The sequence below is a fragment of the Sorangium sp. So ce375 genome, from assembly GCF_051473855.1.
Lineage (GTDB): Bacteria > Myxococcota_A > Polyangia > Polyangiales > Polyangiaceae > Sorangium.
The window spans coordinates 7,643,082-7,663,558 of sequence record NZ_CP150335.1 but is presented as its reverse complement, the minus strand read 5'-3'; the positions used below and the strand labels follow the sequence as shown (position 1 = coordinate 7,663,558).

The following is a 20,477-nucleotide window of genomic DNA, read 5'->3' as shown; positions in this document are numbered from 1 at the left end:
GAGGTTACCCTATCCTCGGACACATGGCACCGGCCCAGCTCAGCCCGTCTGGTAGTGGTCAATGACGAGAGGAGAGCGAGCCGCGCCTACCCCCTCGTGAAGGCCGAGAGGCGGCGCAGCAGCCCCGAGAGCTGCGGATACATGTCCCTGTAGATCCCCAGCAGCGCCGCGTAGCGCTCGCGGCGCCCGGCGTCGGGGTGGAACGTCGCCGTGGCGGTCCCGCGCATCGCCCTCGCGGCCGCCTCGATGCTCCCGGCCAGCCCGGCGCCGGCGGCCGCGCACATGGCGGCGCCCAGGCAGGCCGCCTCGACCGTCTCGGACCGCTCGATGGCGACGCCCGTCACGTCGGCCATCACGGCGCACCAGAGATCGCTCGCGGCCACGCCGCCGACCGCGGCGAACTCCGCGACCTCGATCCCCGCCTCACCGCGCATCAGGTCGAGCACCAGCGCCTGCTCCAGCGCCACACCCTCGATCAGCGCGCGGTAGACGTGCCCGCGCCCGTGCGCGTCCGTGAGGCCCAGGATCGCGCCGCGGGCGTCGGGATCCCAGTGGGGGTTCATGGCGCCCTCCCAGTAGGGCAGGAGCAGCAGGCCGCCGCTGCCGGGCGGGAGCGACGCCGCCTCCGCCTCGATCGAGGCCATCGCGGCGCCGTCGCGCGGATCCACGCCCAGCTGGCGGCGCAGGTACCAGTCCGAGAGCAGCGCCCCGCTGCGCAGGCTGCTCTCCAGCACGTAGCCGCGGCCGGAGGCGCTGGTCATGGTCCGCCACGCCGGGCTCTGCCGTGGCTCGTGGCTGAAGACCCCGAAGACCACCGCCGTGCCGAGGTTCAGGTAGGCACGCCGCGGGTCCAGGGCGTCGACGCCGAGCCCGGCCATCTGGCCATCGCCGCCGCCCGCGAGCACCGGCGTGCCCGCGCGCAGCCCGGTGGCGGCCGCGGCGGCCTCCGAGACCACCCCGAGCGGCGCGCCGGGAGGGAGCGCCTCCGGCAGGCGGTCGGGCGTGATGCCGACGGCGGCGCAGAGCTCGTCCGACCAGCGGCGCGCGCCGATGTCGAAGAGCGCGAGCGGGTCGGCGCTCGCCCAGCTGGTGCGGGCGCGCCCGGTCAGGGCTTGCACGAGGTAGGCCTGCACGTCGCAGAAGAGCGCGGTGCGGCGGTGGATCTCCGGCTCCTCGCTCGCCAGCCAGGCGATCTTGGGCAGCGCCGGGCCGAAGTCCGCGGCCTTCCCGGAGAGCGCCCTCAGGCGGTCTTGCCCGATGCGGCCGACGACCGCGCCGAGGTGCCCCCGCGCGCGCCCGTCGAGCCACAGCATGGCGGGGCGGAGCGGCTCGCCGTCGGGGCCGAGGCAGGCGAAGGTCTCGCGCTGGTGCGCGATGGCGAGGCCCGCGATGCGGCCCGGATCCACCGCCGCCGTGACGTCGGCGAGCGCCCGGCGCAGGGCGCCCCACCAGTCCCGGGGATCCTGCTCGAACCGGTCAGGGGCCGGCCGCGCCAGCGCGAGCGGCGCCCGGCCAGCGGCGTGCAGGCGCCCCTGCGCGTCGAAGGCCGCCGCCTTGGCGGCGGTGGTGCTCAGGTCGACACCGAGGACGAGGTCGGTCTGCACGGCGCCGTCAGCGGCCCGGAAGGTGGGATTGACAGGCGATCATGGGCGGAGACTACAGTAGGGAATCGCGCCGGCACAACCGTCCGGCGCGGCGCTGCCGGAGCACCGGCGAAGCGGCGAAAGGGAGTCTGGAATCGTGCGCGCAACCTTCATTCATGGCATCCGAGATGTCCGCCTCGGCGACGTCGAGCCTCCGCGACCGCGCGAGGGCATGGTGACGATCCAGGTCGCAGGCTGCGGGATCTGCGGCAGCGACCTGCACTATTACCTGGAGGGCGGGATCGGCGCGGCGCAGGTCCGGGATCCCTTCGTGCCAGGGCACGAGTTCGCCGGCTGGGTCGTCGAGGATCACCCGGAGCTCGGCCTTTCGAGGGGGCAGCTCGTCGCCGTCGACCCCGCGCACGCCTGCGGCCGCTGCGAGTGGTGCCAGCGCGGCCACGTGAACCTGTGCCCGCACGTGGAGTTCCTGGGCGCGCCGCCGCTCCACGGCGGCATGACGGAGCGGCTGGCGGTGCACCCCGAGCAGGTCGTGCCGCTCCCCGGCGGCTTCTCGGTGCGAAAGGCCGTGATGCTGGAGCCGCTGGGCGTCGCGGTCCACGCGATCGATCTGGCGCGGCCCCACCTGCAGGAGACGGTGGTGGTGCTGGGCTGCGGGCCGATCGGCCTGTGCCTCGTGCAGCTCGCGCGCCTCTCCGGCGCAACCCGCGTCTTCGCGGTCGACCCCGTCGCGTACCGGGCCGAGGCCGCGCGCCGGCTGGGCGCGCACGACGTGGCGCCGACGTTCGCGGCCGTCGCGGAGTGGACGGGCGGCCGGGGCGTCGACCTCGTGCTCGAGGCGACGAACTCGCCCGATGGCTTCCACCACGCGGCCGAGGCCGCGCGCATCGGGGGGCGGATCCTCTTGGCCGGCATCCCCGACGGCGACCGCTATTCGCTGCCGGCGGCGCTGTGCCGCCGCAAGGGGCTGAAGATCAAGCTCTCCCGGCGCATGGGGCACGTGTACCCGCGGGCGATCCGCCTCGTCGCCGAGGGGGCGGTGGACGTCGAGTCCATCGTCACCCACAAATTCGACCTGTCGGACGCCGAGAGGGGCTTCCGCCTCCAGGCGGACTGCCAGGACGGGGCGCTGAAGTCGATCATCGTCCCCGAGGAAGGTGATACGGCGTTCTGAGCCGGGCCTCCCAGCAGATCGCACGCTCGTCGACAGCGGTGCTCCCGAGTGTCTCGCCGCTGCTGACGAGCGACTGCTGAATGCCGTGTTCAGCGCGCGCCCTAGCGGCCGACGCACGCCCGAACCGACGGCGCGTCCTCCGCGCTGTACGCAGCGACCCAGACGGACATGCTCATGAGCCGGTAGGTAGGCGTGAACCGCCTGGGAGAGACGGGACGGGTTATGGATGGGACGTGCGGGCGTCCGACGCCGATGTTCACGGGGCGTCGCTTCTCCACGTGACGTTCAGGCCAACAACGCTGCTCGGCGCGGCGTGCGCTCAGGCGCTCGAAATCCGTGTGTTCCCTGGCGTGCTGCATGGAAGACACCTTGGACATCTGACCGTTTCGGCGGACGCAGAGCGTCAATGCAGCGGATAGGAAGGTGGCGGCGACGTTTCGCGCGCAGCGCGAACTCCCATTTTCATTCGACCCAGGGAGCCTCGCGCGCTACGGGTCTGGAGAGGAGGGAGAGTGGCCGTCATGATCGAGGCTACCACCATACCTGTCTGGGTCGGACAGATCATCGCCGGGAAGTACCGGGTCGAGCGCGTGCTCGGCGCCGGCGCCATGGGCGTCGTCGTGGCGGCAATGCACCTCGACCTGCACGAGCTGCGGGCCATCAAGGTCATGCTCCCGACCGCCCTTTCGGGCGCAGAGGGCATCGAGCGCTTCCTCCGAGAGGCCCGCGCCGCGGCGCGCCTCAAGAGCGACTACGTGGCCAAGATCCACGACGTCGGCCGGCTCGAGACCGGCGTGCCGTACATCGTGCTGGAGATGCTCTACGGCATCGATCTGAAGACCGTCCTTGACCGGGAGGTGGTCCTGCCGGTCGATCGCGCTGCGCGCTATATCGCGCAAGCGTGCGACGCCATCGGCGAGGCAAACGCGATCGGCATCGTTCACCGCGACCTCAAGCCGGCGAACCTGTTCCTGGCCAGCGGCCCGCGCGGGGATGAGCGCGTGAAAGTGCTGGACTTCGGCATCGCGAAGGTCGCCGACCCAGCCTTCGACGGCGTGGAAGCGACGCGGACCAACACTGTCCTCGGGACTCCACTTTACATGTCGCCCGAGCAGATGCGCGGGGCGCGCAACGCTGATGCACGCAGTGACGTGTGGGCGCTAGGCGTGATCCTGTATCGGATGCTTTCGGGCCGCGTCCCGTTCTCGGGCAGCACGATCACGGAGGTCTGCTCGGCGGTGCTCGCTGACAGCCCCGATTCGCTGCGAGCTGTGCGGCCCGATGTGCCGCCGGGCCTCGAGGCCCTGATCCTGCGGTGTCTCGAGAAGAGCCCGGCGGCCCGCTTCGCGGATGCCAACGAGCTCGGGGTGGCGCTCGCCCCGTTCGCGGCCGGCACGGCCACGGTCGGGGCGCGGTTCCCCCACGACTCCACGAAGATCGCCGACGCACCTGCGGCAGGCGTGGCCGCGCTGCCCTCGAGCAGCGCCCAGGCCCCCCGGCCACCGGCGCCGTGGCAGGGGTCGATGCCCGAGCTGGCACCCGCGCCACCGGTGGCCTTCTTGCCGTCGCCTGCACCGACAAAAGCGCCCGCTGGGCAGCCCGCACCGGTGCTCACGCCGTACGGGGCGAGCGCCGCTCCTCCGACGGAGTCGATTCGGACGGTGACCGCGTCATGGACCAGCGCCCCTGACGCTCCGAGTACGACCGATCGGCCGCTCACGACGATGTCGCGAGCAGCCCTGGTGATCGGCGTGGCAGCGCTCCTGACGTTGGCCGGCGGGGGCTGGGTTGCTTCGCAGCGGCTCAGGGCCGCGGTCGACACGGCCGCTCCGAGAAGCTCAGAATCCGCGCAGCAGGCGTCCTCTTCGGCTTACACGGTGCAGCTCGCCGAGCCGGCGGCGGACGCCTCCGTGATGGAACCGCCGGCGGTGAACACCACGGCCGCCGTGCCCGCACCCGTGAGCAGCGCCAGCGCCCCGGCCGCGGCGTCACGGCCATCCTCACCGCCGGCGAGCGCCATGGCCGCGACGCCACAGCCGCCCCCGGCGCGAAGCACGAGGTCTCGCGCCGCCGGGGCGGCAGGCAGAGGGGGCGATGAGGACGTGTTTGGTCGGGGCCGGCAATGAATCAGAGCGATGGAAGGCGGGGGCAAGATGAAAGCGAGTCGAACGCGACACCTCTACGGGCACCTCACGGCGTGCATCGCCCTGGCAATCACGGTCCAGGCGGCGCCTTCAGCGGCGCAGCGCTCGCCCCCCGCGGCACCTGCGGGCGCGCAGGCGTCGCCCCATGTGGCGGAGGCGCAGGCGTTGTTCGACGAGGCCCGCGCCTTGATGAAGAACGGCAAGTACGCCGACGCGTGCCCCATGCTGAAGAAGAGCCATGAGCTCGACCCAGGAATGGCGACCCAGTACCGCCTCGCGGAATGTTATGAGTCGATCGGACTCACCGGCAGTGCGTGGTCCCTCTTCCTGGAAGTCGCCGAGAGCGCCAGGGCGGCCGGCCGCAGCGACCGCGAAGCGCGAGCGAAGGAGCGCGCCGAGGCGTTGAAGCCGAAGGTGCCGATGTTGATCTTGACGGTCCCCGCGGAGATCGCGAACCTTGGAGGTCTGCGGGTGGAGCGCGACGGCGCAGACGTCGACCCCGGCACGTGGAACGTGCCTGCCGCGATCGATCCCGGGGAGCACACGATCCGGGTGACGGCCCCGGGCAAGAAGGCGTGGGAGCGGACGGCGCAGGTCCTCGCGGGAGCGACCTTGGAGGTCCGCGTGCCTCTCCTGAAGAACGACGCCGGCGTCGCGCCTGCCGCTGCTGCACCGGCACCGATGCCGGTGCCCGCACCGGCACCGGCTGGACCCGGAATGAGCGGGTTTCATATCGGCGCCATCGCTGCAGGTTCCGTGGGTCTTGTCGGGATCGGCCTTGGCGCTGGCTTCGGATTCAAGACGCTCTCGCAATGGGACGACGCGTTGTCGCACTGCAAGGATCGCGATAAAAACCGGTGCGATGACAAGGGGATCGCCCTCGGCGAGGACGCGCGCACCTCGGCCGCGATATCGACGGCAGGGTTCGTCGTGGGCGGCGTCGGCGTCGCCGCGGTCGCGATCCTCCTGAAGCTGGCCCCGAAGAGCGGCCCGGCCGAGAATGGCAAGGCGGGATTGCGGGTGACGCCGGTGATCGGGCAGGACGGGATGAAGGCGGTCCTCCGAGGGAGTTTCTGAGATGCACGCGAAGGCCGACCTCGGTGCTGCGTATTCCGGGCCGACGCGACGGCCGATCCCGAGCGCACGTGACGGCTCGTTCCAGCGGGACGTGACGGGTCGTTAGCGGATCAGCGCCTCTTTCTCGGACGATATCCCTGCGGATTCGCCGATGCCCTGCACATCCTGAACAATGCGATGTTGATCACGGGCTTGTAGTCCAGCACCGTGGCCGCAGTCCGGGCGCCCGCCTCGGTGCGGTTCGCCGGGGCCACGAGCGTGCAGGGCGATGTTCCTTGGGGGCGCTCGAGCTTCGTTCCATGGATGACCAGGATTGTCATGCTACAATAATATTCGTGCTCCTCGCCTGCTCTCTCAGCATACGCTCCGCACGTTGAGCGTGTCGATCTGATTCGACCGATCCTTGGTCGGCCGCCAGAGAAACGGTCGTGAACGCTGGCGTAGATCCGATGGGGTGCCCACGCAGGGGCCCCAGATGGTCGTAGGGCTGAGCCAGCGTGGACGCCGGAGCGCAGCGCAGGTGCTTGAGCTCAATCAACCACGAACCTCGCAGCGGTAGGACGGCTCGGCGACCGCGGCACTGCGCGGATGTGGCTGCTCGGTGACTGGACGAGTTCCGCATGTCGTAAGATGCCTGTTTGCCTAGACGGCTGTGATCCCGGATGCCGTTCACGTCTCATTCGAGCTGAATGTCAGGTCATGGTCTTGCTGCCGGTGTGGATATTGTGTTCCGAACGTTGGGGGGGATGCCATGGTAACGGTGGATGAACGATTTGTTTTTATGTGGTTGTTCGCTGCGGCGCTCATTGCAGGCGCGGGGTGCGATCGCATTGCTGGCATTTCTGACCTGCCACGTGACTCTGGCGAGGGTACAGACGGGCGGGGAGACGTCGGCGCAGGCGGAGCCACGACCGGCGGAGGCACCGGCGGCGGCGCGACGATGGCGGTTTACGCGTGGGGAGCCAATCTTGACGGCCAGATCGGTGATGGCTCTACGGTGAACCGTGCGAGCCCTGTCGAGATCACCGTATCACCATCGGCGGACGTGAAAGTGAAGGCGGTCTCTGCGGGGGCGAGTCACAGCCTGGCCTTGTTGACCGACGGGACCGTGATGGCTTGGGGAAACAACAAGTATGGTCAGCTGGGCGTCGATTCCACCGCTGTTCCGGTTCCAATGGTTGTTAGAGGTCTCGTTGATGTCAAGGCCATCGCCGCTGGAGGGTATATCAGCATGGCCCTCGATAACAATGGAAAAGTTTGGGTGTGGGGGAATAATAGTTATGGTGAGTTGGGCAACGACTCAAGCGGCGAGTTGTCACATTCGAAGCCGACCATGGCATATATAGAAGATGTGTCGGCCATCGCGGCGGGGCAACATCATTGCCTCGCGCTCAAGAAGGACGGCACGGTGTGGGCTTGGGGGAGTAATAGTTTTGGTGAGCTTGGCGATGGGACCATGACCGATCGCCACATGCCCGTTCAGGTCACCGCGCTCTCCGATATTTTCATTGATGAGATTGCGTGTGGCTCATTGCATAGCATGGCCCTTGGGAAAGGAGTCGGTGTTTATGCTTGGGGTCATAACGATAGTGGGCAGGTGGGCAATGGGACAGACGCGCCGAATGTCCTGCTGCCCTCGCTGGTGCGGGACTTGGAGGGGGCCGAGGTGATCCACGTTGCTGACGGAGGGTTCCATGGGTTGGCGCTGTATTCCAATGGCAGGGTGATGGCATGGGGATACAATGGTTCCGGGCAGATTGGGAGTCGTGATGTGAATGATAATAAGAGTCTCGCGGCGGTCGAGGTTCAGATGCCAATCACTGTCAAAATCAAAGCTCTCGCCGGAGGAGCCTACCAGGGCATGGCGCTGGCAGAGGACGCTACAATTTGGAGCTGGGGGGATGGCGGGGCCGGTGCGCTGGGAAGCGGTGAATTTGCGAATTCGTCGGTCCCGATTCAGATTCCAGATTTTCGCGGCGTGAGCAGCATCGTCGCACACGGCGGCCAGCACGTGCTCGCCCTCGTCGCTCGCTAGTACGACAAATCAGTTTTCTGCCTGACGACCCGGCGCGACCAATCCAAGCCTCGGGCAGGTCGACGTCGGGCTTGGTAGGACGGTGGGCACCCGGGCCCCGCAGCTTGCGCCAGATTCGTGTGAAACTACAGCGTGACTTGAGCTCAATCAACCACGAGAACCTCGCAGCGGTAGGGCGACTCGACGACATCGGAATCGCGCGGAGGTGGCTGCTCGGTGACTGGACGATTTTCGCATGTCGTAAGGTGCCGGTTTGCGTAGACGGCCGTGATCTTAGGTGCCGTTTGCGTATCATTGGAAGTGCATGTGAGGTCGTGGTTTTGTCGATGATGTGAGTATTGTGTTCTGAACGTTGGGGGTGGATGCGATGGTGAAGGTGGATGATCGATTTGTTCTTTGGGGCTTGTTCGCGGCAGCGCTCGTTGCCGGAGCGGGGTGTGGTCGCATCGCTGGCATTTCTGACCTGAGTGGTGGCTCTGGCGGGGGCACAGATGGCCTGGGAAACGCAGGTGCAGGCGGAGCCACGACCGGTGGAGCCACCGGTGGAGCCACCGGTGGCGGCACCGGTGGAGGCACCGGCGGAAGCATCGGCGGAGGTACCGACGGCGGCGCGACCATGGCGGTTTACGCGTGGGGAGGCAATCAGAACGGCCAGCTCGGTGATGGCTCCACGGTGAACCGCGCGAGCCCTGTCGAGATCACTGTATCACCAACGGCGGACGTGAAGGTGAAGGCGGTCTCTGCGGGGCCGAGTCACAGCCTGGCCTTATTGACCGACGGGACCGTGATGGCTTGGGGCAACAACCGATACGGTAAATTGGGCGTCGATTCCCCTGTGTCTGATATTCCGGTTCCAATGGTTGTCAGAGGTGTCGTTGATGTCAAGGCCATCGCCGCTGGAGAGTATTTCAGTATGGCGCTCGATAACAACGGCAAGGTCTGGGTGTGGGGAGATAACAGTTTTGGTGAGTTCGGTAACGAGTCGGTCGGCAATGAGTCGCACTCGAGGCCAACCATGGCATATATAGACGATGTGTCCGCCATCGCGGCGGGGCGACATCATTGTCTCGCGATCAAGAAGGACGGTACGGTGTGGGCATGGGGGAGCAATGTCGCTGGTGCGCTCGGCGACGGGACCCAGAACGATAGCCACATTCCCATTCAGGTTACCGCGCTATCCGGAATTTCTATTGACGAGATCGGGTGTGGTTCCTCGTATAGCATGGCGCTCGCGAAAGGAGTCGGCGTCTATGCGTGGGGGCACAACGACTTCGGGCAGGTGGGCAATGGGACAGACTCGTTGAATGTTCTGCTTCCCACGCTGGTGCGGGGGCTGGAGGGTGCCGAGGTGATCCATATTGCTGCCGGAGGGTTCCATGGGCTGGCGCTATATTCCAGTGGCAGGGTGATGGCATGGGGATACGGTCCTTCCGGCCAGCTTGGGGTTGATGGTGTAGATGGCAATAGGAGCCTCACGGCGGTCGAGGCTCGGGTGCCAATCAATGTCAAAATCAATGCCCTCGCCGGAGGGGCATACCATACCGTGGCACTGGCGGATGACGCTACAGTCTGGAGCTGGGGATATGGCGAGTCCGGCGCGCTGGGCAACGGTGAATTCGCGAGCTCATCAATTCCGATTCAGATTCCAGATTTTCGCGGCGTGAGCAGCGTCGTCGCGCACGGCGGCCTTCACGTGCTCGCCCTCGTCGCTCGCTAGGACTACATTTGCAGTTTGCTGCCCGGCGAACCGGCGGCGCCATCCATGCGTCGGGAAGCTCGACGTCGGGCTCGGCGGGACGGTGGGCACCCGGGCTCTGCATCTCGCGCCAGATTCGCGCGGAACCACATGGCGGACGAGGTCCTCCGGCGAGCGCGGTCGCCCGGCCATCGCGACCCCACGGCGAGGACCGGCGTGATCCCGTCGGGCGGGTCCATCATGCCCGATTATGAACTTTTAGTTCATAAAGCATCAACGTTTTGGCGCATTTTATTCACTCTCGGGATGCTGCATCTTCGGTCGTGCGAGGGGCGCAACCCCTCGACCACGAAGAGGAGATCCCCATGGAAACGAGCGAGAACAAGCGGGTGTGGTTCATCACGGGAGCATCGCGCGGCATCGGCGCGGAGATCGCGAACGCGGCGCTCGCCGCCGGCGATCGGGTGGTCGCCACCGCGCGCGATCCCAGGAGCATCACGGACCGCTTCGGGGGGCCTGAGGCGCTCCTCCCCGTCGCGCTCGACGTGACGGACGAGGCCTCCATCGCCGCCGCGGTCGAGGCGGCCGTCGCTCGGTTCGGCCGGATCGATGTGCTTGTGAACAACGCCGGCTACGGCGTCGTCGGCGCGATCGAGGAGACCCAGGGCGACGAGGTGCGGCGCGTCTTCGAGACGAACGTCTTCGGCCTCCTCGCGGTGACGCGCGCCGTGCTCCCGCAGCTCCGGAAGCAGCGCGCCGGCCTGATCTTGAACCTCTCGTCCGTGGGCGGCTACCGGTCGGGCGCCGGGTTCGGGGTTTACTGCTCGACGAAGTTCGCCGTCGAGGGGATCTCGGAGGCGCTCCACGCCGAGCTCGCGCCGCTCGGCATCGCGGTGACGGTCGTCGAGCCGGGCTACTTCCGAACGGAGTTCCTGGAGGCGAAGTCCGTCGTGGCCACCGGAAACGTCATCGCCGACTATGCGGAGACGGCAGGCAAGGTCCGGAGCTACGCGAAGGAGGTCAGCCTCCAGCAGCCTGGCGACCCGGTGCGGCTCGCCCGCGTCGTCGTCGAGCTCGCCCGCGCGAAGAACCCGCCGCTCCGTCTCCCGCTCGGCACCGACACCATCGCCGCGATCGAGGCGAAGAACGCGCACGTGGCGCAAGAGCTCGCCACGTGGCGCGCCGTCTCGGCGTCGACGGACTTTCCGAGATGAAGCCCGCGCGCCCGAGCGGCGCCGGGAGGGCCTTTCTTCGCTTCGCCCCCTGTCACATGAGCTAGACCCACGTCGTCTCGCCGGTGAGCGCGGGGGCGCTGGAGCAACGCGCCGGCGCCTCGCGTGACCTGTCGGCGTGAACTGACGCCCCCGAGGTGACGCACGTTGCGCCGCCGCCGCGTTCCTGCATGATCCGAGCAGCGAGCCGGCTCCGCGGCGCGGCGTTGCCGAGAGGCAGGAGCGGCGCGGCGTCGCCGAGAGGCAGGAGAGGACGATCCATGAAACTGTACTTCAGCCGAAACTTGAATCCACGGGTTGCCGTCGCCGTGGCGCGCTACCTCGATGCACCCGTGGAGTTCGTCCACGCGGCTCCTCTCGACCCGTCACAGCAGGAGAAGTTTCGAGCGCTGAACCCGAACCTGCGCGTGCCCATCCTTGTCGAGGGGGACAAGTCGCTCTGGGAGACGGACGCGATCGCGTGCCGCCTCTCGCTGCTCATGGGCTCGGACTTCTGGCGCACGGGCGCCGCACAACCGGAGATGATCCGGTGGCTGAGCTGGGGGACGCACAACTTCGTTATCGCGTGCGACAAGGTTCACTTCGAGCGCGTGACGAAGCAGCGCTACGGGCTCGGTCCCATCCGCGACGATCTCGTGGCGGAGGGGCTTTCGGCGTTTGCCGAAGCGGCGACGCTGCTCGATCAGGTCCTGACCGGCAGGGACTGGCTGGTCGGGAGCGCGGTCTCGTATGCAGACTTTCGCATGGCGTCGGTGCTCCCGTTCGCGGATCTCGCCGGGCTGCCGCTCTCGGACTACCCGCACGTCGCGGCCTGGCACGCGCGCCTGTGGCAGCTCGACGCGTGGCGCGATCCGTTCGCGGGGCTCGAAGCCCCGGAGCTGCCGGAGGTCCCTGGCCTGACGTAATGCGCCAGAGTGAGCTGTCGGTCGTATCGCCGCGAGGCGTTGTCAACGTCGTCCGAGCGGCTTCACGACGAGCACCCCGGTCTTGACATAGCGCTCGTAGACGACACGCAGCTCCGCGTCGCTGAGCCCCTGCTCGTCGGCGATGATGTAGACCCCGCGCTCCGGGTCGCGGTAGACGTTCGCCCTGAACTCCTCCCAGCTCATGATTTCGTCCCCGTTCGGCGCGGAGTTGTCAGCCTCGGATGAAGAGGAGGGCTCCGTGCCGCCGCAACCGGTGAGGGCGAGCGCCACCACGGGCGCGCAGAGAAGGACAGACAGGGAGCCCCCGATGCGGCTCCTGGACAGACGCCCCGAAGACAATTTTTGATTCATTGAAGTACCTTTCGCGGTCGAGCCACACGTTGTTCGCAACCAAGAGAGTCTTGCCGACGGCGATTCGACATCCAGAGCCGCCAGCATCTGGCATATTTACACAGGAATCGAGGAACATGGAAGTCCCATGCGGGGGCTGCACCGCGTCTTGGTTGCCGCCGGCGGGGGATACGGCCCCAGCGACGACCGCGCCTGCGAGCCAGGTGCAGAAAGAGGAGCCGCACCGCACCTGCCACGGGTCGTGCAGATCGAACGAACCCGGCGCGCCTAGGCTACCTCGGCTCCATCATGGCGCGCGGCGGGGGGCCGCCCCCGCTCCGGCGCTTTCCCATGCGTAGGAGGGGGTCGACTTCGCTCCGGGGTGTGGGGGGTGGTGAGAGGGTGATTTTCACCCGCTTCCTCTGTACCCTCTTCCTTCGCGGGGAGGTCTTCTCAGGATGCTGTCGCTGCTCATCGTACCTGGCTACAGCGGCTCCGGCCTGCGCCACTGGCAGACGCTCTGGGAGCAGAGGCTCTCTTCCGCGCGCCGCGTGGAGATGCCCGACTGGGATCACCCAGACCGACGCGCATGGGTCGAGGCGCTCGACCGGGCGGTCGCCGCCAGCGCCGAGCCCCCGGTGCTTGTCGCGCACAGCTGCGGCGTCAGCACGGTGGTCCACTGGGCGGCCCTGCGCGCGCGGCCCGTGCGCGCCGCGCTGCTCGTCGCGCCGGCCGACACCGAATCGCCGAGCTACCCGCCTGACGCGTCGACGTTCCATCCGTTGCCCAGCGTCAGGCTCCCGTTCCCGTCCACGGTCGTCGCCAGCTCGAACGATCCATACTGCACCCCGGAGCGCGCCGAGGCCTTTGCGCGCGCCTGGGGGAGCCGCTTCCTCCTCGCGGGGCCGTGCGGGCACATCAACGTCGACGCTGGCTATGGGCCCTGGCCTGAGGGCGAGCGTCTCCTCGCAGGGCTGATCGGCGAGCCCCTCTCACGGGTGTTTCGCGCTTGAGAAGGCGAGCGCCGTCTCAGCGATTCTCGGCCCTGGCCTGGACCTCGACGCGCAACGCCCACGCCTCGTACGCCGGCACGCCCAGCGCGGCGAGCGAGGGGAGGATCACGCGGTCGATCCGCTCGTAGAAGGCGCGCGCCGCGGCCGGGCGCGAGGGGATCCCGAGGTTCGGGCCGGCGGGCGGGGGCGCCTCGGGCAACGGTTCGCCGTCGGCCCGCGAGGAGCCGGCGTGGATGCGGTCGTAGTGGGCGAGCGAGAACGCCAGATCGGCGGCGAGCCAGTCGCGCTCGTCCTCGGTGAGGCGCGGAAAGACGAGGCGCGCGAGCGCCCAGCCGAAGCGGTCGTGGAGGATCTCGTCCCGCAGGAGGGTGCCGACGACGACCTGCAGGCAAGGATCGGTGGTGTGCTGCCGGAGGACGTCGAGGATGCCGACGGACGCGGATTCACCCACGCAGAACATCGATGCGGTCCACCGGGCAACGAAGAGATGCGCCGGGAGGCCGTTCCGCGGGAGCTGGAGATCCGAGGGGGCGAGCGCCGCTCCGTGGTTGCCGCCGAGCGCCTCTGCGGCGCGCGCGCACAGCTCGGTGTGGCGAGCCTCGTCCTGGAGGAGACGCGAGGCCGCGGTCGTGACCTCCAGGGGCAAACGCATCTCGGCGAAGCGGGCGATGAGCTCGCCGAAGACGATCATGGACCGGTATTCGGCGACGGCGCGCGCTGCCCACGCCTGACGGGCGATCTCGACGTCGGCCGGCGGGAGCGCCGCCGGGTCGAGGCGCTCCCAGGGCGGGGCGGGGTAATGGCGATCGAGGAAGCGGCGGTGGAGCGTCGCGAAGAGCCGCTCGGTGGTGCCGAGAGGGAACGCGGTGTTCATGAGGGGATACTCCGCCGTCGCTGACCGAGGCGGGCGGGGATTGCCGCTCGCGTCACGGTTTCGTGCGCGACGGCGTGTTGATGTGCAGCGGCGACGTCGGCGGGGGTTGGCCGGGCGGAGGACGACCCACGGTCGCGGAGGACGACGCGGGGGGCGCCGTCGGCGGCACCGGCGGGGGCGTGTTCACGTCCACCGGCGCCGTCGGCGGTGCGTCGGTCGGATTGGCCGGCGGAGCTTCCGGCGGGGTCGCGGAGGCGGAGGGCGACTCGGAGGGCGCCGCGGTCGGCGTCGGCGGGACGTGGTCGACGGGAGCCCGCTCGTTGATCGTGTGGTCGGGCGCGGAGGTCCCCCCGCACCCGGTGACGAGCGCGGCGGCCGCCAGGAAATGGGCGCGAACACGGGCGAGGCGCTGCGGGTCGAGGGACATCCGGCGAGACTACCGGGGCACGGGGGGGTTGGGAAGCGCAGAGACCGTGGCGAAGCGGGCGCGCTGCCGCTCGCCACGGGGTCGTGCGGATCGAAAGGCTGAAGCCGCGCGCAGCCGGTCTCTCCCGATGTGAAAGCGGGTGATCAGAAGCTGACGAGGAGCTCGCCGCCGGCCGTGGCGTTGTTGCCCTCGAGGAGCTCGGGGACCTCGCCGTAGGCGTCCACGATGGCCCCGAGCGTGTAGGTATCCACGGGGACGTAGGTGTCAGCGGGGACGAGGAGGCTCTCGCACTGGCCGACGTCGAGGCCCGGCACCCAGGCGCCCCCGGCGAGGAAGTCGGCTGTCGTGATCGTCGCGTCGGTCGAGAGCCGGACCTCCACCATGGTGCCGTAGCTCGGGGCCGTCCCCTTGTTGCAGACGGTGATGGAGGCGTCGAAGAGGCTGCCTGGCGTGGCGCTGGGCGGGCCGCTCACCGTCGAGACGATGAGATCGGGGCCGTAGCCGATGGCCATCAGCTCGCCGGCGGTGGCGTTGTTTGTCTCGATGAGCTCCTGGACCGGGCCGTTCAGATCCACGATCACGCCGAGGTGGTAGGCGCCGTCAGGCGCGTAGGCGCCGGCGGGCACGGTGATGTCTTCGCACTGGCCAGGGCTCAGCCCGGGGACATAGCCGTTGCCGGCATGGATATCGGAGGGGGTGACCGTCCGGTCTGACGACAGCAGCACATCGACGCTCGTGCCGCCGCTCGGGGTCGTGCCCTGGTTGCACACGGTGACGACGGCATCGAAGCCGCTGCCCGGCGCGGCGGTCGATGGGCCGCTCACGGACGCGATGAGATCCGGCCGATTGCCGACGCCGAACACGCGGCTCGCGCTTGTGTTGTTCGTTTCGATGAGCTCCTGCGTCCACGCGTAGGGGTCCACGATGGCGCCGAGGTGATAGGCGCCGTCGGGGGCCGCCAAGTAGGCGGGGATGGTCACGACGGTGCACTGGCCAGGATCCAGGTACGGCACCGGCGCGCCTCCGACGTAGAAACCGGTGTCGGACGCCTGGTCGTCGGCCGAAAGGCGCAGCTCCACGTCGCTGCCGTAGCTCGGCTGTGTGCCCTGGTTGCAGACGGTGACCTCGGCGTCGAAGCTGCTGCCTGGCAGGGCGCTGGGCGGGCCCTCCACCGCGGAGACGATGAGGTCCGGTCGATAGCCGACGCCGAGCACGCTGCCAGCAGCGGTGTTGTTCGTCTCGATGAGCTCGGGAGTCCAGCCGTTCGGATCGACGATCGCGCCCAGGTGGTAGGCGCCTTCAGGCACGTACACGTTCGCCGGGAAGGTCACGGTAGTGCACTGGCCCGGCGCCAGGTACGGCACCGGCCCGTTGCCGGCCAGGAAGTCGGCCGTCGTGATCGTCGCGTCCGAGGAGAGGCGCAGCTCGATGTCGCCGCCGTAACCCGGCTGCGTGCCCTGGTTGCAGACGGTGACCTCGGCGTCGAAGTGAGCGCCCGGGGCGACGCTCGGCGGTCCGCTCACGGCGGAGATGATGAAATCCGGCCCGAAGCCGACGCCGAGCACGCTGCCAGCAGCGGTGTTGTTTGTCTCGATGAGCTCGGCGAGCGATTCTCCCGGGTCCACGATCGCCCCGAGGCGGTGCGCGCCGTCGGGCGCATTGGCGTTCGCGAAGACGAGCACGGAGGTGCACTGTCCAGGGCTCAGGCCGGGCACATACCCGCTCCCGGCGAGCATGTCCGAGGGAGAGATCGCGTCGTCGCTCGACAGGAGCAGCTCGACGTTGGCGCCATAGCTCGGGGTCGTGCCCTGGTTGCAGACGGTGACGGAAGCGTCGAACCCGCTGCCCGGCGGGGCGCTGGGCGGGCCGCTGACCGCCGAGACGACGAGGTCGGGCTGGAAGCCCACGCCGATGAGGTCGCCCGAGGCGGCGTTGTTGGACTCGATCAGCTCTTCCTGCCAGTCGTGAGCATCGACGATCGCTCCGAGGCGATAGGCGCCATCGGGAACATAGGCGCTCGCGAAGACGACCACGGAGGTGCACTGTCCGGGTGCCAGGAAGGGGACCATGCCGCCGCCTGCGGGTGTGTCGTCTTCGGTGATCGTGGCGTCGGCGGACAGGTAGAGCTCCAGCCCGGTGCCGTAGCTCGGCTGCGTGCCCTGGTTGCAGACGGTGACGGAAGCGTCGAATCCGCTGCCCGGCAGGGCGCTGGGCGGGCCGCTGACCGCGGAGACGATGAGGTCGGGCCAGTTGCCGACGCCGATCATGGCGCTGGCCTCGGCGTTGTTCGTCTCGATGAGCTCGGGGACCCAGTTGTCCCGGTCGACGATCGCGCCCAGGTGGTATGCGCCGTCAGGCACGTACGCGCTCGCCGGGAAGGTCACGGTGGCGCACTGGCCCGGATCCAGGTACGGCACCGGGCCGTTGCCGGCGTGGGAGTCGGCCGCCGTGAGGGCCGCGTCCGCGGAGAGGAGCAGCTCCACCTGGGTGCCATAGCTCGTCTGAGTGCCCTGGTTGCAGACCGTGACCGACGCGTCGAAGCTCCCGCCAGGGATCGCGCTCGGCGGCCCGCTCACCGAAGACACGATGAGGTCCGGCGCATAGCCGACGCCGATCACGCTGCCCGCCGCGGCGTTGTTTGTCTCGATGAGCTCGTCGAGCGCGCCGCTCGGGTCCACGATCGCGCCGAGGTGGTGAGCGCCGTCAGGCACATAGGCGCTCGCGGGCACGGTGATGGAGGCGCACTGCCCTGGGTTCAACCCGGGGACATCGCCGTTCCCGGCGGGGATGTCCGAGGGCGTGATCTCCCCGTCGCTCGACAGCAGCAGCGCGACGCCGACGCCGTAGCTCGGGGTCGTGCCCTGGTTGCAGACGGTGACGGCGGCGATGAAGCCACCGCCGGGCGTGACGCTCGACGGCCCGCTCACGGCCGAGACGATGAGGTCAGGCCAGTAGCCGACGCCGATCACGCCGCCCGGCGTCGCGTTGTTTGTCTCGATGAGCTCGGGCTGCCAGCCATGCGGATCGACGATCGCGCCGAGGTGATAGGCGCCGTCGGCCACGTAGGCGCTGGCGGGGATCGTCACGGCGGCGCACTGGCCGGGATTCAGGTAAGGTGTCGGCGCGCTGCCCGCGAGCGCGTCGGTCTCCGTGATCGCGGCGTCGGCGGACAGGCGCAGCTCCACCATGCTGGAGCCCGGCGTCGTGCCCTGGTTGCAGACGGTGATCTCGGCGTCGAAGCCGCTGCCCGGCAGGACGCTGGGCGGACCGCTGGCCGCGGAGACGATGAAGTCGGGCCAGTAGCCGATGCCGATCAGATCGCCCGGCGTCGCGTTGTTTGTCTCGAGCAGCTCGGGGACCCAGCCGTACGGGTCGACGATCGCGCCGAGGTGGTAGGCGCCGTCGGGCACATAAGCGCTCGCCGGGAAGGTCACGGTGGCGCACTGGCCCGGATCCAGGTACGGCACAGGACCGCTGCCAGCGAGGAAGTCGGCGGTCGTGACCGTCGCATCCGCGGAGACGCGCAGCTCGACCTGGGTGCCGTAGCTCGTCTGCGTTCCCTGATTGCAGACGGTGATCTCTGCGTCGAAGCCGCCGCCGGGGAAGACGCTCGGCGGCCCGCTCACGGCGGAGACGATGAGGTCGGGGCCATGGCCGACGCCGATCAGGCTGCCCGCGGCCGCGTTGTTTGTCTCGATGAGCTCGAGGAGCGAGCCGCCCGGGTCCACGACGGCGCCCAGGTGATAGGCGCCGTCGGGCACGTAGGCGCTCGCGGGCACGGCGACGGAGGCGCACTGCCCGGGGCTCAGAGCGGGCACATAGCCGCTCCCGGCGGGCGCGTCGAGCGGCGTGATCGCCTGATCGGACGAGAGCACCACGGCGACCTCGCTGCCGTAGCTCTGCGTCGTGCCCTGGTTGCAGACGGTGACGGAGGCGATGAAGCCGCTGCCGGGCACGAGGGTCGGCGGCCCGCTCACGGCCGAGACGATGAGATCCGGCCGATACCCCACGCCGAGCAGCGCGCCCGACGCGGCGTTGTTTGCCTCGTTCAGCTCTTCTTGCCAGTTGTACGGGTCGACGATCGCGCCGAGGTGATAGGCGCCGTCCGGCACGTAGGCGCTCGCAGGGATCGTCACGTCGGCGCACTGTCCCGGTTCCAGGTACGGCGCCGGGGCGCCGCCGGCGGGCGGGTCGCTCCACGTGATGCTCTCGTCGGGTGACAGGCGCAGCTCCAGGGCGGCGCCGTAGCTCGGGGTCGTGCCCTGGTTGCAGACGGTGACGATGGCCTCGAATCCGCTGCCCGGCAGGGCGCTCGGCGGGCCGCTCACCGAGGAGACGATGAGATCCGGCCGGTAGCCGATGCCGACCACGGCGCCCGCTGCGGCGTTGTTGTCCTCGATGAGCTCGGGGACCCCGCCGTGCGGATCGACGATCGCGCCGAGGTGGTAGGCGCCTTCCGGCGCGTAAGCGCTCACCTGGAACGTCCGGGTGGTGCACTGTCCCGGATCGAGGTACGGCACCCACTCGCTGCCGGCGGGCACGTCTGCCGCCGTGATGACCGCGTCCGACGACAGGTACAGCTCCACGAGGCTGCCGTAGCTCCCCTGCGTGCCCTGGTTGCAGACGGTGACCGAGGCGTCGAGGAGGCCGCCTGGCGTCGCGCTGGGCGGGCCGCTGACCGCCGAGACGACGAGGTCCGGCTGGTAGCCGATGCCGATCGCGCCGCCCGCCGCGGCGTTGTTCTCCTCGATCAGCTCGACGACCCAGTCCGGGGCGTCCACGATCGCGCCCAGCGTGTACGCGCCGTCAGGCACGTACGTGTTCGCGGGTATCGTCGCGGAGAAGCACTGTCCGGGGCTCAGGTACGGCACATAGCCGTCACCGATCGGAAAATCGGCGAGCGTGATCTCGCCATCGGGTGAGAGCACGAGGTCGACATCGGCGCCGTAGGTCGGCTGCGTACCCTGGTTGCAGACGGTGACCGAGGCGTCGAACCAGCCGCCGGGCACCTGGCTCGGCGGCCCGCTGACCGCCGAGACGACGAGGTCCGGCTGGTAGCCGACGCCGAGCAGCCCGCCCGCCCGCGCGTTGTTTGACGTGATGAGCTCCGGGTTCCAGCCGCTCTGGTGCGCGATCGCGCCGAGGTGATAGGCGCCCTCGGGGACATAGGCGCTGGCGGGTACGGTCACCGACTCGCACTGGCCAGGGTCCAACCAGGGAACCGGGGCGCCGCCGAGGGGGTAATCCGGCGGTGCGATCGTGGCGTCCGGCGAGAGGAGCACATCCACGAGCCCGCTCTGGCTCGACGTCGTGCCCTGGTTGCAGACCGTGACCCGGACATCGAAGCCGCCGCCGGGGAGGGCGCTGGGCGGGCCGCTCACGGCCGAGACGATGAGATCCGGGCCGTAGCCGACGCCGATCTCGCCTGCCAGAGTCGTGTTGTTTGTCTCCGAGAGCTCGATCACCTGGTCGAGCTGGTCCACCACGACGCCGAGCGTGTACGCGCCGTCGGGCACGGCCGCCGTGGTCTCGGCGCCGACCTCGACGCATTGCCCCGGGCCGAGGTACCCGAGCGGCGCATGACCGACGGCGAGATCCGAGGGTGTGACGATGTCGTCGTCCGACAGGATCACCTCGACATGGGTGCCATAACTCGCCGAGTTGCCCTGGTTGCACACGGTGACAGACGTCGTGAAATAGCTGCCCGGCACGGCGCTCCGGGGCGCGCTCACGCTCGAGATCACGAGGTCGGGCTCGTCGCCTGTGAGCGCCCCGGTCGCGGCCCGGATCGGCTCGGGATCGTCGGGGGGGCCGCCGCTCCCGCACCCCACGGTCATCGCCAGCATGCCGAACACGAAGCACGCCCGTCGCACCAGAGATACTCTTAGGCTGAGCATAGAGAATCAGGAGAAACTGGGGGCGCGTCCACGTCAAGGGGGGGCGCGATT

Annotated in this window: 14 protein-coding genes; 8 read left to right on the top strand and 6 right to left on the bottom strand. The window is 69.0% G+C overall.

The window, feature by feature from the left end; all coding sequences use genetic code 11:
• Window positions 1-86: 86 nt before the first annotated feature.
• Entirely contained in the window at window positions 87-1,604 is a 1,518-nt protein-coding gene (locus WME90_RS28240) for a xylulokinase (RefSeq protein WP_437275121.1), read from the bottom strand.
• Between the two features lie 136 nt (window positions 1,605-1,740).
• Between WME90_RS28240 and WME90_RS28235 the strand changes: the two genes are divergently transcribed.
• The 6 genes from WME90_RS28235 to WME90_RS28210 all read left to right on the top strand — a co-directional run bounded on the left by WME90_RS28235 (window position 1,741) and on the right by WME90_RS28210 (window position 10,941).
• Window positions 1,741-2,775, top strand: a complete 1,035-nt coding sequence (locus WME90_RS28235) for a zinc-dependent alcohol dehydrogenase (RefSeq protein ID WP_437275120.1) — start codon at window positions 1,741-1,743, stop codon at window positions 2,773-2,775.
• A gap of 521 nt (window positions 2,776-3,296) precedes the next feature.
• Entirely contained in the window at window positions 3,297-4,901 is a 1,605-nt protein-coding gene (locus WME90_RS28230; protein ID WP_437275119.1) for a protein kinase domain-containing protein, read from the top strand.
• Window positions 4,902-4,928: 27 nt separating this feature from the next.
• On the top strand, window positions 4,929-5,996 hold the full coding sequence (locus WME90_RS28225; protein ID WP_437275118.1) for a tetratricopeptide repeat protein: 1,068 nt from the start codon (window positions 4,929-4,931) through the stop codon (window positions 5,994-5,996).
• A 751-nt stretch (window positions 5,997-6,747) separates the two neighbouring features.
• Window positions 6,748-8,031: an RCC1 domain-containing protein gene (locus WME90_RS28220; RefSeq protein WP_437275117.1), complete on the top strand. Its 1,284-nt coding sequence runs from the start codon at window positions 6,748-6,750 to the stop codon at window positions 8,029-8,031.
• A 367-nt stretch (window positions 8,032-8,398) separates the two neighbouring features.
• On the top strand, window positions 8,399-9,748 hold the full coding sequence (locus tag WME90_RS28215) for an RCC1 domain-containing protein (RefSeq protein ID WP_437275116.1): 1,350 nt from the start codon (window positions 8,399-8,401) through the stop codon (window positions 9,746-9,748).
• A 344-nt stretch (window positions 9,749-10,092) separates the two neighbouring features.
• Window positions 10,093-10,941 carry an oxidoreductase gene (locus tag WME90_RS28210; protein WP_437275115.1) on the top strand — a complete coding sequence of 283 codons (849 nt, stop codon included), beginning with the start codon at window positions 10,093-10,095 and terminating at the stop codon, window positions 10,939-10,941.
• A 61-nt stretch (window positions 10,942-11,002) separates the two neighbouring features.
• Here WME90_RS28210 and WME90_RS28205 read toward each other — a convergent pair whose 3' ends face one another.
• Window positions 11,003-11,221, bottom strand: coding sequence for a hypothetical protein (locus tag WME90_RS28205; RefSeq protein ID WP_437275114.1), 219 nt, complete (start codon window positions 11,219-11,221; stop codon window positions 11,003-11,005).
• On the opposite strand from WME90_RS28205, the gene WME90_RS28200 reads away from it, so the two are divergent.
• Window positions 11,220-11,864, top strand: coding sequence for a glutathione S-transferase family protein (locus WME90_RS28200; protein ID WP_437275113.1), 645 nt, complete (start codon window positions 11,220-11,222; stop codon window positions 11,862-11,864). The two genes, WME90_RS28205 and WME90_RS28200, sit on opposite strands and share 2 nt — an antisense overlap.
• Before the next feature lie 42 nt (window positions 11,865-11,906).
• Here WME90_RS28200 and WME90_RS28195 read toward each other — a convergent pair whose 3' ends face one another.
• Window positions 11,907-12,068: a hypothetical protein gene (locus WME90_RS28195; RefSeq protein ID WP_437275112.1), complete on the bottom strand. Its 162-nt coding sequence runs from the start codon at window positions 12,066-12,068 to the stop codon at window positions 11,907-11,909.
• 605 nt (window positions 12,069-12,673) lie between these two features.
• Between WME90_RS28195 and WME90_RS28190 the strand changes: the two genes are divergently transcribed.
• A complete protein-coding gene (locus WME90_RS28190) occupies window positions 12,674-13,228 on the top strand; it encodes an RBBP9/YdeN family alpha/beta hydrolase (RefSeq protein ID WP_437275111.1) in 555 nt (184 codons plus the stop codon).
• 16 nt (window positions 13,229-13,244) lie between these two features.
• Here WME90_RS28190 and WME90_RS28185 read toward each other — a convergent pair whose 3' ends face one another.
• The 3 genes from WME90_RS28185 to WME90_RS28175 form a co-directional block, all read right to left on the bottom strand.
• Window positions 13,245-14,102, bottom strand: coding sequence for a hypothetical protein (locus tag WME90_RS28185; RefSeq protein WP_437275110.1), 858 nt, complete (start codon window positions 14,100-14,102; stop codon window positions 13,245-13,247).
• A gap of 52 nt (window positions 14,103-14,154) precedes the next feature.
• Window positions 14,155-14,529: a hypothetical protein gene (locus WME90_RS28180; protein WP_437275109.1), complete on the bottom strand. Its 375-nt coding sequence runs from the start codon at window positions 14,527-14,529 to the stop codon at window positions 14,155-14,157.
• A gap of 143 nt (window positions 14,530-14,672) precedes the next feature.
• Complete coding sequence (locus tag WME90_RS28175; RefSeq protein ID WP_437275108.1) at window positions 14,673-20,402, bottom strand: CARDB domain-containing protein; 5,730 nt, start codon at window positions 20,400-20,402, stop codon at window positions 14,673-14,675.
• Window positions 20,403-20,477 lie beyond the last annotated feature (75 nt).

Coding starts and splice junctions, on each gene's coding strand:
- WME90_RS28200 (WP_437275113.1), top strand. CDS start 11,220: ATGAAACTGTACTTCAGCCGAAACTTGAATCCACGGGTTGCCGTCGCC.
- WME90_RS28195 (WP_437275112.1), bottom strand. CDS start 12,068: ATGAGCTGGGAGGAGTTCAGGGCGAACGTCTACCGCGACCCGGAGCGC.
- WME90_RS28185 (WP_437275110.1), bottom strand. CDS start 14,102: ATGAACACCGCGTTCCCTCTCGGCACCACCGAGCGGCTCTTCGCGACG.
- WME90_RS28210 (WP_437275115.1), top strand. CDS start 10,093: ATGGAAACGAGCGAGAACAAGCGGGTGTGGTTCATCACGGGAGCATCG.
- WME90_RS28230 (WP_437275119.1), top strand. CDS start 3,297: ATGATCGAGGCTACCACCATACCTGTCTGGGTCGGACAGATCATCGCC.
- WME90_RS28180 (WP_437275109.1), bottom strand. CDS start 14,529: ATGTCCCTCGACCCGCAGCGCCTCGCCCGTGTTCGCGCCCATTTCCTG.
- WME90_RS28220 (WP_437275117.1), top strand. CDS start 6,748: ATGGTAACGGTGGATGAACGATTTGTTTTTATGTGGTTGTTCGCTGCG.
- WME90_RS28225 (WP_437275118.1), top strand. CDS start 4,929: ATGAAAGCGAGTCGAACGCGACACCTCTACGGGCACCTCACGGCGTGC.
- WME90_RS28215 (WP_437275116.1), top strand. CDS start 8,399: ATGGTGAAGGTGGATGATCGATTTGTTCTTTGGGGCTTGTTCGCGGCA.
- WME90_RS28205 (WP_437275114.1), bottom strand. CDS start 11,221: ATGGATCGTCCTCTCCTGCCTCTCGGCGACGCCGCGCCGCTCCTGCCT.
- WME90_RS28190 (WP_437275111.1), top strand. CDS start 12,674: ATGCTGTCGCTGCTCATCGTACCTGGCTACAGCGGCTCCGGCCTGCGC.